This window comes from Sulfitobacter sp. PM12, assembly GCF_045586035.1.
GTDB lineage: Bacteria > Pseudomonadota > Alphaproteobacteria > Rhodobacterales > Rhodobacteraceae > Sulfitobacter > Sulfitobacter pontiacus.
In genome coordinates this window covers 136,672-150,467 of sequence record NZ_CP151534.1, presented here as the reverse complement: position 1 = coordinate 150,467, position 13,796 = coordinate 136,672, and the positions used below count along the sequence as shown (strand labels likewise).

Here is a 13,796-nt window from a genome sequence, read left to right as displayed (position 1 = left end):
ATGGGAAATGCTGCGTCGGTGTAAAATCTAGTGCTGCCGCGTGGTGGATAGACCAGCCATGCGTACATAGCGCCGCAAAAATTTGGTTCAAAGTTCAGTGACTGCGGGCAAAATCGTCGTTGGCTTTATGAACTTTGTACTCAGAAGATGAAGGACTCGCGATGACGTCGCCCTTCTTCGACGTTTAGTGTGATGAGGGTTGCTTCGCTCCACCTCATTAACGCATCGGGTCCGCACATATAGACCTCTCGCTTGTCGAGTGCGGGGATGGATTGGATATCTTCAATCTGCGCGCGCCGTTCTTTGATCTGCAGCGCATCCTCAGAAAACGCCAGACACAGATCCTCCCGTGCAGATTTTGCGACCAATGTATCATCGCCAATGCTTTGAAACGCCACAATGCGCAGTTTCACATTGGCTGGGCCAGGACCAATTTGCCGGACAAAATGCTTCAGAACTTTGATGTCATCACCACGACCAGAAAACAGGAGGACGATGTCGGTCGTTGTTTGCGGGTGAGCGTTCGCCAGTTGGACGATACCGTCCCACATCGCCATAAATGGTGTAATGCCGACACCGCCCGCGATCCAGAGCATCTTGGATGAAACACTTGGAGGAGCATTCTGAGTACCCGGCGTAAAGCACGTAAAGCCTGCACCAGAACCTTTGAACTCAACCGGCAGCCTTTGTTCGATAAGTTTGTAAGCATTGGCGTGAAGAACATTGGATATCAAGCCGCCCGGTTTCCTTTTGACGGTGACGCTCACCTTATTGGTGGCAGCAAACTCGTTGCGGCCAGGGTCGAAAACGGGCGTATTCGAAATCGTCCAAGTTCGCACGTAGTCTTCGTTGACCAGCTGCGGATTGGCTTCGTTCATATGCCTGTATCCCGAGTCCAAAAGGTTTGAGAAGTCGAAGACACCGAACCCGCCGGGCAAGGGCGTACTGACAGGCTGTGACAGTTCGAAATTGAAAGTCTTGATGCTTTCAGAAAGCGTTTCTGTCGATGCGAGTGTGGCTGTGATGGGGGTTTCGGTTTCGTGAGCAACCAGTACATGCCCCATTTCTTGCATCTCCCGACGCAGGAGCTTGACCGGCGGGTTATACGGCGAGAACTGCTCTTGAGATGTTAACTTGAGGTTTAGACCGTCTTTGACAAAGACGGCACCTGTCACTTTGATACGCGTGAGCAGGCTCACGCGTGGAATAAGTGCTTCTGCATCGTCATCAAGCAAGTTTTCGGCATTCCCCGTAATGTAAAGGACATTGCCTGTCGTGAAATCTGGGAAAACGAGTCCGACTTGTGGGTCCATCTCGATATTTCCCAAAGATTGATAGAAGCGATTGCCAGAATGGTCGGGCAAAACCAGATACGTCGTGATGTCGTCACCATTAGCGTCTTCGTAGATGCGGGTAAAACCCGGTGCGCCGCCGCGGTGATTGACGCCCATGTCGGTCTTGATGCCAGAACTGGCCTCATCTGCACTGTGCTTTGTCGCCAAAAACACCGTGCTGGCTTGGTCCACAACGGCTTTGGCGGCATCCGGCAAAGCGGCGGTGTGGGTTTCAAACCTCTCATACACAAGGCCTGCACTGCGTTTTTCATACGCCAACTCACGCACGGTAATATATTTGGGGCAGTTTCCCAGATGTTGGTCGGACGCCAAGTGCAGGCGAATTTTTCCGCTCTCTTCAACAGATGCCGCACTAATTTGCCCGGCGATTTTGTTGCGCCGGCGATTGCTGAAATCGACCCCTACGCCGGCAAAGAGTTTCTGCGCATGGCCCGAGGTCGGATCTTGCATCAATGCCCGCGCGAAGGGATCGTATGGGTTGCTTTCGGCAACAACCTCCATTGTGTTTTGATCGGAAATTTTGATGTCTACCGACGGGTCACTCTCCGATCGTGTGACCAGAAGGCTCACCCAAGGCCGCCCGTCGTGATCCAGTGTCGCGAGCGGCAAATAAGGCAGTTCAGCAAAGAAATCCGCGTGCTGCTGTGGCATGTCAGGGGCGATGTACTGGGGAATGGATGAGATCAATTCCTTGGGCGTATTGCGCCGCTCCTGAAGCCGCAGCTCGCCTTTATGGGATTTGTGAAACTGGGCCATTTCGTGTTCCAATCGTTCGTCTGAAAAGCGGTCGTGTTGCGGTGTTTGCGCTGATGCCTTTCTTTAGGACTGAAAGGCGTCAGCGGTTATTGGTGTTACGACGTCAGGATTATAGTCCCAGAGCGCTTAAACCCGGATGGCGCGGGGCTTCAGATGTCATGCCCCCCCTATTCAGCCGCAAGGCCAACAGCGGTTGCTGGCATGGCCTGAAACCCCGGCAGGGCTTCGAAACGGGCGAGCCATGCGCGGACATTCGGGTAGGGGTCAAGCGAGACGTTCCCCTCGGGCGCATGGGCGGTATAGGAATAATTCGCAACATCGGCGATTGTCGGGCGATCGCCAACCAACCAATCGCGACCTTCCAGCCCATGTTCCAGTTTTTGCATTGCCTTGGTCGCTGTTGCATCGGCGAATTCTACGTCCAAGGGCGCGCCGAAAACGGTGATCAGTCGTGCGGCACAGGACCCAAAGGCAACTTCGCCTGCCGCAAGTGTCAGCCAGCGTTGAACATTGGCCTCTTCGATCGGCGTGCCTGGCATCCAGTCCGGCGCATATGTCCGTGCGAGGTAGACGAGGATTGCGTTGGAGTCCGATACGATTACATCGCCATCTTGCAAGACCGGGACCTGCCCGTTCGGGTTCATGGCCAGAAACTCAGGCGATTTATGTTCACCACCTGCCAGATCTACGGGAACTTCCTCATGTGCGATCCCTGCGAGTTTCGCAAACACCAAGGCTCGGTGGGCGTGACCTGATTTTGCGAAATGGTGAATGCGAACGGCGTTTGACATCGATGTCTCCAGTCATTTTTCAAGATATGTACAAGCTCTACCAGTTGCGCATTCCGGCGATAATTGTCTAAATTGGCGTATATTTAAGCCCTGATAAGGCGCAATGAGATGGATAAAATCGACCGGATGCGGGCCTTTGCGCTTGTCGCCAAGAACGCCTCTTTCACGATTGCCGCGCAGCGTATGGGGCGATCTGCCCGATTGGTCAGCAAATATGTCGCTGATCTGGAAAACGCGCTCGGGGTGCAGCTACTCAATCGCACGACGCGGAGTGTCTCTTTGACGGACGCTGGTGCAACATATCTTGCGCTATGTGAGCCGCTTCTTGATGGCTTTGACGAGTTGGAGGAGAGGGTCAGACACGATCAGACCTCGCTCAGGGGGGCGATACATATTTCGGCCCCCACCGGATTCGGAGCTTTGCGGCTGACGCCGTCGCTGGCAAAGTTCGGGGCGAAACACCCCAATGTGGACCTTAATTTGCAATTCTCTGACCGGCGCGTGTCGATCATTGAGGAGGGCTTTGACCTCGCCATCAGGATTGGCCCGATGCGCGACAGCTCGCTCAAAGTACGGCAACTGGGCCCGATGCCGTTGGTCGTGTGTGCGTCGCCCGCCTATCTGGAACGCACCGGAACGCCGGATCATCCGCGGGCGCTGGCCACGCATGAGTGTATTCTTGACGGGAACATGACCGAGCCGACCATCTGGAGGTTTGATATCAATGGCCAGGAACAGGCTGTTCCGGTCCGCGGGCGTTTTCGCATGAACGCGCCCGCAGCTGCAGCTCGGCTTGCCGCAACAGGCGCTGCAATTGCCCGTTGCCCCGCCTACACGGTAGCGGATGCCTTCAGATCCGGTGATCTGGTGGAGCTTTTCGCCGAGCATCGGGTTTCGCCCTATGCCGTTGCTGCGCTCTTCCCGCAGAACAGGCGCCTTACAACGCGGGTGCGGGCGCTTATTGACCATCTCGCGGATGATCCGGAGCTTTGTTCCGATAGCGCCAGGACCTGACTTGCGCTACGCCTTTGCCATATCGACGAAGGCTCTGAGCCGGCGCGTCATGTTCCGCTTGCTGCGGTAATTCAAGGAATAGCGCGGAAGCTGCCCCACATGGCCGCTTAGAACTTCGGTCAGGCCGCCTTTTTCCAGATGAGGCAGGGCTATTTCCCTGTACAGATACGCAAGACCAAGCCCTTGCTGTGCATAGGTCAGAAGCGACCGCATATCGTTCGCCACCATGCGCGGTTTCGGCTGCATCGTGTACATGCCCTCCGGCCCGTCGAACCCCCACGGGGCCAGATGAGCGCCCGAGCCAAAGGCATAGCAGATTGCATCATGCTTCAGGATATCGCGCGGATGCGCAGGCGTCCCCTTCCCCGCAAGGTACTCGGCCGAACCGACGATGGTCATTTCCAGCTCTGGTCCAACAGCGACAGCATGTGTATCTGGTCCAAGCAACGTGTTTGAACGGATCGCGGCGTCGATGCCTGACGTCAGAAGATCGACCTTTTTGTCATCATAGATGACTTCAACATCGACCGTCGGAAATGCAGTCGCGAAACGTGCGACCAGATCATCCAGAAAGAAGGGGCCAGCGCTGTAGGGGGCCGAAAGCCTTAAGGTGCCTGCGACCTCGTCCTTCTGCGCGTGGATGTCATCCAGCGCACCTTCCAGTTCCACAATGGCGGGCAGGCTTTTATCATAGAGCTGTTCGCCTGCGCGTGTCAGCACAACGGAGCGTGATGACCGTTCAAAAAGGCGCACACCCAGACGGTCCTCGAACCGTTGGATGGCCTCGCTCACCGAGGCGGGGGCTTGCTGAAGGTGCTCGGCCGCTGCACGGAAGCCCCCGCGGCGCGCGACTTCGACAAAAACACGAATGTCACCAAAGCTGCTACGGGTCATTGTTCGCTTTTCCGATCACTTCGTCAGGTTAAAGTGGGGTTATCCTTACGATACCAGCCGCCTACATTCTCAGCAACATGGAAATGAAAACGCAAAGATCAGGTCGATGACCGGGCCTTCAATCAACAGACCAAGGAGCAAGACAATGACAGTACTTGAAGAAATCCAAGCCGCCATCGCTGAGTGGAACACTGGCCTCGATAATGGTGACATCGAACGGATGGTGGCGTCATGTCATCCTGATGTGATGACGGTGAACGAACGCCAGCCTGTCACAACCGGCACGCAGGCGATCCGCGACAAGTACAACCCGCGTATCGCCGCCACAGAAATCACCTCTGGTTATGATATCGAAGACCTACAGGAATACGGCGACACTGTCATCGTATCGGGCCGTTTCTACGGAACGATGAAGATGCGCGACACAGGCGAGGTCAAGACGCCCGAAGGCCGCTTGGTGCTTGGCTATAAGCGCGACAAAACCGGCGCGTGGAAGATGTTCCTCGACATGGACAACAACGGCCCGGCCTAGGCCGTTACTGCCGCGCCTGTTCTGGCGCGGCCTTCCCCCATTTCAGGAAAGACCAAGAACCAAGGAGTTCGAGATGACCACACTTCAGATTGTCACAAAGGAAATCGTCGATTTGCACGACTTCTTTACCGAGTGGTTCAATGGAACCGTAGAGCGCGACCAACTGGAGCCACGGTTCCTGTCGCGTTTGGATGAGAATGTCGTCTTCATCCCGCCCGAAGGACACATCATGACGGGCGACATGCTCAAAGGCGGATTCGACCGTGGATATGGCGCAAACAAGGGCTTCCGCACCCAAATCCGTGACGTCACCATCCGGCATGAATTCGGTGATCTGGTGATGGCAACATATACCGAGTGGCAGACAGGTGCCGCGATGTCAGCCGAAAAGAACAACGCGCGTCTGTCCAGCGTACTGATGAAAATCACCGATCCGGTGACCTGGCTGCACATTCAAGAAACATGGCTTCGTGATGATCTACGTGAAGCTGGCTCCTACGACTTCTAGTCAACCCTAATCCGAAAGCAATGACAAGACACAACGTATCGCCCACCAGCCCCGCGAAATCGCGGATTGCGTCAGCGCCTATCTGCAAGAGGGTGATCTGGATGGGATCACCTCGATGTTCCATCCCGATTGCCAGATCTTCTTTCCACCCGACCAGCCGCCCTTGACGGGGTTGGACGGTGCGCGCAAAGCCTTTGAGGGGTTCTTGGACATCCGGCCTCAGGTCAAAAGCGAGGTGTTCAGCGAGGTCATTAATGGCGATATCGCCATGCTACGCGCAAATTGGAGCGTGATTGCGCCGGACGGCACGGTGATGGCCGAAGGTCAATCCACCGAAGTCGCCAAAAAGCTGGCAAACGGCGGTTGGGGCTATCTGATCGACTGCCCTAACGGCCCTCCAAGCCTCACGTGATTGTATGAGCATTTAGAGCGTCCAAGGCTACTGGACGCTCTCGTGATCGTTGGGTGCGACTGCAAAACAGATGGGGATACGGGCAAAGGTCAAAGTGAGGTCCGCACGTTACCAGTTCGTACACGATGCAGCGAACGGCAGGTGTACGGATACGCTGGGACTTCTGAGAATCTCGTCGTACCAGCCAAATGACGCACCAATGTCGCCCATTTCACTTGGCTCAAGGGTGACGGGAGATTAAAAGGCAGAACGACCCCTTACTGGCAGCCTTAGCGGGGGGATTCTGCCCTCTCCGGCATTCGACCCCACTTACCGATCTGGCACCGCTTCAAGAGACGTTTCGAACCGCTTGTCCGCCGCCGCAGCTTCTTTCAAGAGCACGTCGAAATTGTCAGGTGGATTGCCATCTTCCAACATCCCTTTGAACGTCGCATAGGTATCCGTCTTGCTGCCATAAGCGCGCAGGGTCTTGTCTTCGTTCACCCATGCCACCACGATGACCTTCGCATCGCTGTTGAAGCGGTAGAACAATCGATACTGCTGGAAAAATTTCGCCCTGAACCAGTGCTTGCGGGGATCGCCGGGTGTGCCGCCTTGCCGCAAGGCGGCGGCACCCGGATCTGCCGGTAGGGCCTCGGTGAGCAGCTTGAAGATGGCGGCCAGCCGTTTCGTCGAGTTTTTCTTGCGCCAGGTCTTTGGATCGCGTGACTTCCGCGCCTCGACCGCCAGGGTCAGCCCTTCGAGCTGGTCCAGAAAGAGCGGATGCGCATAAATGGACCATCCGTTTACGACAAGGGGCGCTTGGCGGGCGCGCTATCGCCGGTCATTCATCCTCGAGCGATAGCGGCGCATCGAGATCGACGTCAACGTCTCCGACCAGTGCTGCAAGACGGCCATGCAAGGCCCCATCGAACGCCCGAATACGGTCCGGATGCGCCTTGATATCGGCCTCGACATAATCGAGAAAGGCTCCGAGCACGGGATAGTCCTCGTCGCTGCGGACGCGCTCGATATAGACCCTGCCACTCGGCTCGGTGCAGTAGCGAATCTGGTCGCCTTTCCCCAGCTTGAGCTGTTTGCGCACACTGGCCGGCACAGTCGTCTGATACCGATCCGTAAGTTTCGAGACATCTTTTGCGAGCGCTGTCATGGCAGTCTCCTTAAAAGAAGGGGGGGTCGGCTGAAGGGCGGTGCCGCCAAGGTTTTGGTGTTGTCGTCAGCCCTGTTCGGCTCCATCTCGGGCTCTGCTTCGGCGAATGTCGCCTCCACCGGCGCGCTCACCCTGCCCGCGATGACGAAGCTTGGCTATCCCGCGCCTTGCCGCCGCGGTCGAGGCCGTAGCCTCCTCCGGCGGGCAGATCATGCCACCCCTGATGGGTGCCGGTGTCTTTGTCGTGGTCGAGCTTACCAGCGTTCTCTATACCGGCATTATGGCCGCCGCAGCCCTGCCGGCGCTGCTGTATTTCGTCGCGGTCTGGATGGGCATCAACACCTATGATCGGCGAGAACTGGTTGAAGGTCGCGCTGACAGCAATGGCACTTGGCATCAGGCTTTATATCATTCCATTGGGCATGGTCGCCAATCCAGACATGCTGCGGCTCTCGGACGCTCCACTGGCCGCTCTCTTGGCGGCGGTGCGCGTGGCCTTGGGTCTGACGTTACTCTCGTCCGGTCTGATCGGAGCGCGCCGACCCATACCGACGATCGCGCTCTGCGCGGCCGGGCTGGCGGTTGTATTCTCAGGCCTATGGTTTTGACCAATTTAGTGTAGTTGCTGCTGGCTTTGACAGATACAGGCATTGCCAATTTGTTCAGCTTGCATGATCCGGCTATTTCAACGTCATGAAACCCCAATCAGTGTCCTGCGCCTGAGGGGCTTCAAGTTCCCTCGCGCAATCATTGCATACGCTGTTTGGTCTTACCATCGCGTCGCAATGAGCACGGCCGACGTTGAAGACCTGGTGGCCGAACGCGGTGTGATTGTAAGCCGGGAAGCAGTCCGGTTGTGGGTTACTCGCTTTGGTCCACAATTCGCATATTGCGGCCGGCGCGTTCGTCCTCGACATTCTCGTGCAAACACGACGAAACACGAAAGCAGCCAAGCGGTTTCTCCAAATGTTGATCACTCAGTTCGGTGAGCCGAGGGTCATGATCACCGACAAGCTGTGCAGCTGTGTCAAGCCGATCAAAACATTGGCACCGGAGGCTGACCACCGCGCCCACGAGGGATTGGACAACACCATCGACGGATCACACAGGCCGACCCGCAATCGAGAGAAGATATTCGGCCGGTTTAAGTCACATCGGCAGACTCAGAGGTTGCTATCCGCTCACGATCAGACCAACCTGATTTTCCGTCCCGCCGATTTCAACGCGCCGCAAACTCATATCGCCATGCCCGAGATGACGCGTTCAGCCTTTGGGCAGAATACACCATCGAAGTGGTGGCGTGATTTACAGACCAGCAACACCCTACGACACACGGCCAACAACTTGGCACTGCCGAAACAGCAAACGGGTATGATCATGTCTCTATACACGAAATCTTTGACCATATGGCTTCTGGCCACCCATTCTGCCTTGGCGCATGAATTTTGGATTGAACCTCGGGCCTACACTTTCCCGTCACAGGCAACGATTGAGGCGGATTTATTGGTCGGATCTGAGTTTGTCGGGCAGGATTATATTTTCATTCCGAAGGGATACAGCTCGGCCCTGTTTTCCAGAGGTGACGTTGAAACAGAGCTGGCGTTTACCGGACAAGATAACCCGTCGTTGAGCCTCCAGTCGGGCGAAAACGGGCTGCACGCTATTGTACTTGTTTCAAATGCAAGCACCCTGAAGCATGACACGCTGGCCGACTTTCGTGAATTTGCTGAAACCGTAGGGCGTGGTGCCGAAGTATTTAGCACTCGGCCGGGTCAGCCCATCAGAGAAGCCTATTTCCGTTATGCCAAAGCCTTGGTGGGGGTGGGCGACAAAAGGGGGCAGGATCGTGCATATGGCGCAATTTACGAGTGGGTAGCGCTGGATAATCCTTATGTTACTTCGGACGGGCCGGTCCGCTTTCAGCTGCTCTTGAATGGCGAAGCAAACGCCAATCAACCGGTTCAGGTATTTGCGCGGCCTGTTGGGTCCGAAGCCGAGACAGGACCGCAGCATATGAAGACGGATGCGAATGGCATATTGACGCTTTCGGATTACATTCGTGGAGAGATCATGATCAACAGCGTAAAATTGCTGCCGGTAAAGCATAATGATTTTGATTGGGTGAGCTATTGGGCGTCGCTGACTTTTGAACGGTAGCAGCGTCTTGGGGGCGCGTGCCACTGGCTTGGATCAATACAAACCCTGAATTTCCAAAGGCAACTGCTGTACTTCTTGTTTTTTAAGGATCGTTCTAGGCTGCTGTGTGGCGTCGGCTGCTTTCAGGCGGTTGAACCGGCGCGAAGAAGCCTCGGTGATATCTTCACGGCTGCGCAGGATCGTGGGCCTTAGAAAGACAAAAAGTGTACGCTGGGTATTGCGGGCATTACGCGATTTGAAAAGCTCTCCGACCACCGGTAGATCGCCAAGACCGGGCACCTTGCTGCTGCCATTGATGCGGTCGTCGGTTATCAGCCCACCAAGCACAACTGTTCCGCGGTTGTCGGCCATTACGGTTGTATTAATCACCCGCCGGTTGGTCACTAGATCCGCTGCACCTTCAACATTGGCATTTGTTAGGCTCGATATTTCCTGTTCGATGACCAGCTGCACCACACCGCCGGCCGTGATCCGGGGCACGACATTCATCGTGATGCCGACATCGCGTCGTTCAATCGTGGTAAAGGGGGTCGCCGTATTCCCATCGGTGGCGAAGCTACCCGTCCGGAAGGGAACGTTCTGGCCAACCACAATGGTCGCGGGTTCATTGTCCAGCGTCGTGACAGATGGCGTCGACAAAAGCCGCGCGCTCGTAGACTGCGACAGGGCCTGCACCAAAATACCAAAGTCATTGCCACCGGCACCAAGCGTCAGTCCCGTAGACAAGGCCGACCCGGCGGGGACACCAACAGCAGCAAGCACGGACCCCAGCGATACGCCCCCCCCATTAGAGAAGTTCGAGGCGGCGATTGCTCCGTTCGGCACATTCGGCCCAAGCCCCAGCTGGACCCCAAGCCGCTCTGCGACCTCGCCGGACACTTCGACAATAGCTGCCTCGATCATGACCTGCGGGCGACGCACATCAAGGGCATGAACGAGTTGCCCGACTTCTTGAACCTGCGCCGCAGTGCCGCGAACAACGATAGAATTCGTTTCGACAGAGGCGGTGATATTGACAGCATCCGGGGCGACGACGCGGTTTAGCGGCACAAATTGTCCGTCCGACGTGGCTTCGGCTGACTGTGCGCCCACATCAGCGGCAACTGCGTTGGTAATGTCAGTGGCATCCCCCACCGTACCTTTGATGATGTCTGCAATGATCTGTGCGTCGCCATACTGGAGGTTGAAAACTGTGGTAGCGACGGCCTCGCGGGGGTCTTTCCGTGGCGCAACGTCCATGGCGATGGCAAGGCTGCGAATTTCTGCAATGTCTTCGGGCGTGCCACGGACAAGCAGTAGATTGGACCCTGCATCAACGGACAGGCGCGCGCCTGTGCCCGCTTGACCAAGTACCTCTAGGATAGCACTGCCGACGGTGACCGCATCGGCACTGCGAAAGCGCAGCACCTCAGAGCGGACAAGGGCATCTCCGTCAAAGCTGCGCGCGATGGCCATGATCCGGTCCACATTGGCGCGGGTATCGGTAATGACCACGCCATTAGGATCTTCGACGGCTTCGATATATCCCGATTCCGCGACAAGCGGGCGCAGGACGCGCACGGCTTCGGCAGAGGGCAGCCGGTTCAGGCGCAACATCTCGGTTACGAAGTCTTGACTGCCAGCGATGACTTCTTCGCCAAGATTAGGTCCGCTCGCAGTGCGCGCTTCGGCCTCGGGGATCACTTGCCAGATTGATCCGGCCTGAACGGCAACAAATCCGCGTACCCGCAGAATGGATTGGAACAACGACCAGACGCCTTCTTTGTCCAGCGCCTCGGCAGAGACGACAGTCACCTCTCCCACCAACCCCGGATCAAGCACCAAGGTGCGGCCGGTTATTTCGGAAATCTGTTCAACGAGCAAAGAGATGTCTGCGTCTCGCAGATTGATGACAAAGGTTTCCTGAGCGCGCACAGGGGCGGGCAGCATCAGTAAAACTGCGAGGGCAAAGGCTGCTATATGGCGAAGCGAAAGGTTCACTGCAGCGGAAATGACATAACGATCGTTCGGCCATTCCTTTCGACTTCGATACGGGCCAAGCCAGACGCCGCGATCACGTCATACAGTTCGCGATCCTGATCGACATTGCCGACGCTTTCACCATTTACACTTGTCACGATGTCACCTGCTCTCAGACCGGCGCGGTTTACGCCTACGTCGTGCTTTTCAGCGATGGTATATCCTTTTTCCCCTGGCACCAAGCCAATCGTATCCAGAACCTCAGCGGGGTTGGCGATGATGCGGTCGCGCCACATGTCGATGTAATCCTGTGTTGTCACGGGCTGAGCGCGTGCAGCTGCATCCACCTGTTCACTGATGGAACTGCCCTGCCCAGAGGTCATAAGCGCCAGCAGCCGTTCCGCGCCTGTCGGGACTTGCGGACCATCGGCGACCAGATCCGCACCGGCAAAATAAAGACGGCTCTCGGTGTCTTTTGTCAGCACGGTGACATGGTTTTGTGAAATAGAGGTGAGCGTCGTACCGGGGACGACCTCATCGCCGATGCGATAGTTGCCTTCAGTCGTGTCCGATCGCAGCAATGCAAGCGAGCGGGTCGGATCATCGCGGACGATGACCCCGAGCAAAATCAGGGTCTGCGGAATTGCGGCCGTCTGAGCATCTGCCACCGCGACTTCCGCAGCGCCGAACGGCGCAAGAGCCAACGCAGGCGCAAGGTCGGGCAGTGCCTCGGGCTCTTGTGCGGGGGGGCGAAGCTTCGCAATAGGGGGGATAACGCGATCATGGCCCAGCACACGCCAAGTCGCTTCGGCACCCGCCGCGGCCACGCTGGAAACGGCCGTCAGGATCACGCCCAATCGAATCCATTTCGCCACATGGTCAAAGCGCGTCATGATGGGCCTCCTGATGCGACATATCCATCCAGAATATACAAAACCCGATCCGTCCCTGAAAGGGCGCTGCCGACAGAGACGGCCTGCACGTCGGGGTCGCTGGTCGGGCGGCGCGTCACATCGAGATCGAATTCAATGCCGTATACCTCAAGCGGCTCCGCGCCGATTGCCACCCCTGCCCGGACTTCTGAAAAGCGGTATTCGGCGGCCCACCGTGCCGCGACCCGATCCGAGAGATCGGCGATGCGTTTACTGTGCCCCTGCGTGGCCGACAGCAGCGATACGGCGCCCAAGGCAAGGACGGCCATCGCCACCAGCGCTTCGATCAACGTGAACCCTGCATCGTCGTGACGTGTCATTCTACCTCCTGAAGATGCGCCGCGCTGACGCCGTCGAACCGAACATACTCCGCCGCGCCGTCACCCGCACGCAGTTCAAGCGACAAGGGGCTGTCCCCCGTCGGGCGCGACTCCGTGGAAACGACGATCGCGCCAGCGCTGCCAACGATCCGCGTGCGACCGCCCAGCAGATGGGGTTCTTTCAGGACCGGTAAAGGATGCGGCACCCAGATTTCCCCATTATAGACATCGAACCTATAGCCCTCCGCGCCCCAGACGAAGCCCATTGGCACCCCCGTCAGGATCACATCGTCCGCTGCCCGATTTAGCCTGGCGACAAGAAGGTCGGCCTCTTGCTTGGCAATATCACCACGTGACCCGCTGCCGATGTTAAGCCCGACAATCCCGGCCATTATTCCCACCAACACCAGTACCACAAGCACCTCAACAAGCGTCACGCCCGCGTCTTGGTGTCGGTCAGGGGCGGCCGTGGTTTTCACCTGCTGGCCTGCAGCTGCCCATGTGCCAGATCTGCCGCGACCCCTTCGCCGCCGGGTGCCCCATCTGCCCCAAGCGACATCAGATCGAACCCGCCATTCGCACCCGGAGAGACGTAGATGTAATCATTCCCCCAAGGATCGACCGGCACAGCGGTCAGATACCCACCCGCGACCCAGTTGCGGGGTTCGGGCGGCGCGGTGGGACGCACGGCCAAGGCCTGCAATCCCTGTGCGGTCGTGGGATAGGTGCGGTTGTCCAAGCGGTAAAGTTCGAGCGCCGAGCCGACTGCGCGGATGTCGGACTGCGCAACGGTCACCCGTGCTTCGTCCGGGCGCCCGATAACGTTGGGCACGATGATCGCCGCCACCAAGGCGATAATGACCAGCACCACCATCATCTCGATCAGAGTTACGCCCGCTTCACCGTCGCGGCGGCTGCGGTCGGACGCGGGGCGGCCCCCCAGCTTTTTCCAGTGACGCATGAAACTGTTTCCCTATCTGTTACGTGGCTTTCCGTATACTATGGCAACAACGGGA

The 13,796-nt window shown here is 57.2% G+C and carries 15 protein-coding genes and 3 pseudogenes; 8 read left to right on the top strand and 10 right to left on the bottom strand.

What is annotated here, in order from left to right:
* Positions 1-140: 140 nt before the first annotated feature.
* Together AADW22_RS17905 and AADW22_RS17900 are read right to left on the bottom strand one after the other, a co-directional pair.
* Positions 141-2,111, bottom strand: coding sequence for a pyridoxamine 5'-phosphate oxidase family protein (locus tag AADW22_RS17905; RefSeq protein WP_407474849.1), 1,971 nt, complete (start codon positions 2,109-2,111; stop codon positions 141-143).
* Positions 2,112-2,278: 167 nt separating this feature from the next.
* Positions 2,279-2,902 (bottom strand): glutathione S-transferase family protein, encoded by a 624-nt coding sequence (locus AADW22_RS17900; protein ID WP_288960747.1) that lies wholly within the window; start codon positions 2,900-2,902, stop codon positions 2,279-2,281.
* A gap of 108 nt (positions 2,903-3,010) precedes the next feature.
* Here AADW22_RS17900 and AADW22_RS17895 point away from each other — a divergent pair, with 108 nt between their 5' ends.
* Positions 3,011-3,916, top strand: coding sequence for a LysR family transcriptional regulator (locus AADW22_RS17895; RefSeq protein WP_407474848.1), 906 nt, complete (start codon positions 3,011-3,013; stop codon positions 3,914-3,916).
* Positions 3,917-3,922: 6 nt separating this feature from the next.
* Here AADW22_RS17895 and AADW22_RS17890 read toward each other — a convergent pair whose 3' ends face one another.
* Positions 3,923-4,810 carry a LysR family transcriptional regulator gene (locus AADW22_RS17890; RefSeq protein ID WP_407474847.1) on the bottom strand — a complete coding sequence of 296 codons (888 nt, stop codon included), beginning with the start codon at positions 4,808-4,810 and terminating at the stop codon, positions 3,923-3,925.
* A gap of 145 nt (positions 4,811-4,955) precedes the next feature.
* Between AADW22_RS17890 and AADW22_RS17885 the strand changes: the two genes are divergently transcribed.
* The 3 genes from AADW22_RS17885 to AADW22_RS17875 all read left to right on the top strand — a co-directional run bounded on the left by AADW22_RS17885 (position 4,956) and on the right by AADW22_RS17875 (position 6,262).
* Positions 4,956-5,342, top strand: coding sequence for a YybH family protein (locus tag AADW22_RS17885; protein WP_407474846.1), 387 nt, complete (start codon positions 4,956-4,958; stop codon positions 5,340-5,342).
* Between the two features lie 73 nt (positions 5,343-5,415).
* Positions 5,416-5,850 carry a hypothetical protein gene (locus tag AADW22_RS17880; RefSeq protein WP_288960745.1) on the top strand — a complete coding sequence of 145 codons (435 nt, stop codon included), beginning with the start codon at positions 5,416-5,418 and terminating at the stop codon, positions 5,848-5,850.
* A 37-nt stretch (positions 5,851-5,887) separates the two neighbouring features.
* Positions 5,888-6,262 carry a YybH family protein gene (locus AADW22_RS17875; protein ID WP_407474926.1) on the top strand — a complete coding sequence of 125 codons (375 nt, stop codon included), beginning with the start codon at positions 5,888-5,890 and terminating at the stop codon, positions 6,260-6,262.
* A gap of 309 nt (positions 6,263-6,571) precedes the next feature.
* Here AADW22_RS17875 and AADW22_RS17870 read toward each other — a convergent pair.
* Positions 6,572-7,089, bottom strand: a pseudogene (locus tag AADW22_RS17870) (type II toxin-antitoxin system YhaV family toxin).
* A complete protein-coding gene (locus AADW22_RS17865) occupies positions 7,086-7,412 on the bottom strand; it encodes a type II toxin-antitoxin system PrlF family antitoxin (RefSeq protein WP_340245560.1) in 327 nt (108 codons plus the stop codon). The pseudogene AADW22_RS17870 and the gene AADW22_RS17865 overlap by 4 nt, the downstream one beginning before the upstream one ends.
* Before the next feature lie 24 nt (positions 7,413-7,436).
* Between AADW22_RS17865 and AADW22_RS17860 the strand changes: the two are divergent.
* From AADW22_RS17860 to AADW22_RS17845, 4 genes and pseudogenes are all read left to right on the top strand, one after another.
* Positions 7,437-7,767, top strand: a pseudogene (locus tag AADW22_RS17860) (TRAP transporter large permease subunit); the annotation flags it as partial.
* Positions 7,757-8,020 carry a hypothetical protein gene (locus AADW22_RS17855; RefSeq protein WP_407474845.1) on the top strand — a complete coding sequence of 88 codons (264 nt, stop codon included), beginning with the start codon at positions 7,757-7,759 and terminating at the stop codon, positions 8,018-8,020. The pseudogene AADW22_RS17860 and the gene AADW22_RS17855, both read left to right, overlap by 11 nt.
* A 63-nt stretch (positions 8,021-8,083) precedes the next feature.
* A pseudogene (locus AADW22_RS17850) lies at positions 8,084-8,716 on the top strand (transposase).
* Positions 8,658-9,569, top strand: coding sequence for a DUF4198 domain-containing protein (locus AADW22_RS17845; RefSeq protein WP_407474844.1), 912 nt, complete (start codon positions 8,658-8,660; stop codon positions 9,567-9,569). The pseudogene AADW22_RS17850 and the gene AADW22_RS17845 overlap by 59 nt, the downstream one beginning before the upstream one ends.
* A 33-nt stretch (positions 9,570-9,602) precedes the next feature.
* On the opposite strand, the gene gspD is transcribed toward AADW22_RS17845, so the two are convergent.
* Genes gspD through gspG form a run of 5 tightly spaced genes read right to left on the bottom strand, consistent with a single transcriptional unit; the run spans position 9,603 to position 13,741 of the window.
* Entirely contained in the window at positions 9,603-11,498 is a 1,896-nt protein-coding gene (gene gspD, locus AADW22_RS17840; protein WP_005848548.1) for a type II secretion system secretin GspD, read from the bottom strand.
* A gap of 47 nt (positions 11,499-11,545) precedes the next feature.
* On the bottom strand, positions 11,546-12,421 hold the full coding sequence (locus AADW22_RS17835; RefSeq protein ID WP_407474843.1) for a type II secretion system protein N: 876 nt from the start codon (positions 12,419-12,421) through the stop codon (positions 11,546-11,548).
* The gene (gene gspI / locus AADW22_RS17830; RefSeq protein ID WP_289081699.1) at positions 12,418-12,780 is read right to left on the bottom strand and encodes a type II secretion system minor pseudopilin GspI; all 363 of its coding nucleotides are present in this window, start codon (positions 12,778-12,780) and stop codon (positions 12,418-12,420) included. The genes AADW22_RS17835 and gspI overlap by 4 nt, the downstream gene beginning before the upstream one ends.
* Positions 12,777-13,259 carry a prepilin-type N-terminal cleavage/methylation domain-containing protein gene (locus AADW22_RS17825; protein ID WP_180829660.1) on the bottom strand — a complete coding sequence of 161 codons (483 nt, stop codon included), beginning with the start codon at positions 13,257-13,259 and terminating at the stop codon, positions 12,777-12,779. Before AADW22_RS17825 ends, gspI begins: the two co-directional genes overlap by 4 nt.
* On the bottom strand, positions 13,256-13,741 hold the full coding sequence (gspG, locus tag AADW22_RS17820; protein ID WP_340263369.1) for a type II secretion system major pseudopilin GspG: 486 nt from the start codon (positions 13,739-13,741) through the stop codon (positions 13,256-13,258). Before gspG ends, AADW22_RS17825 begins: the two co-directional genes overlap by 4 nt.
* Between the last annotated feature and the right edge of the window lie 55 nt (positions 13,742-13,796).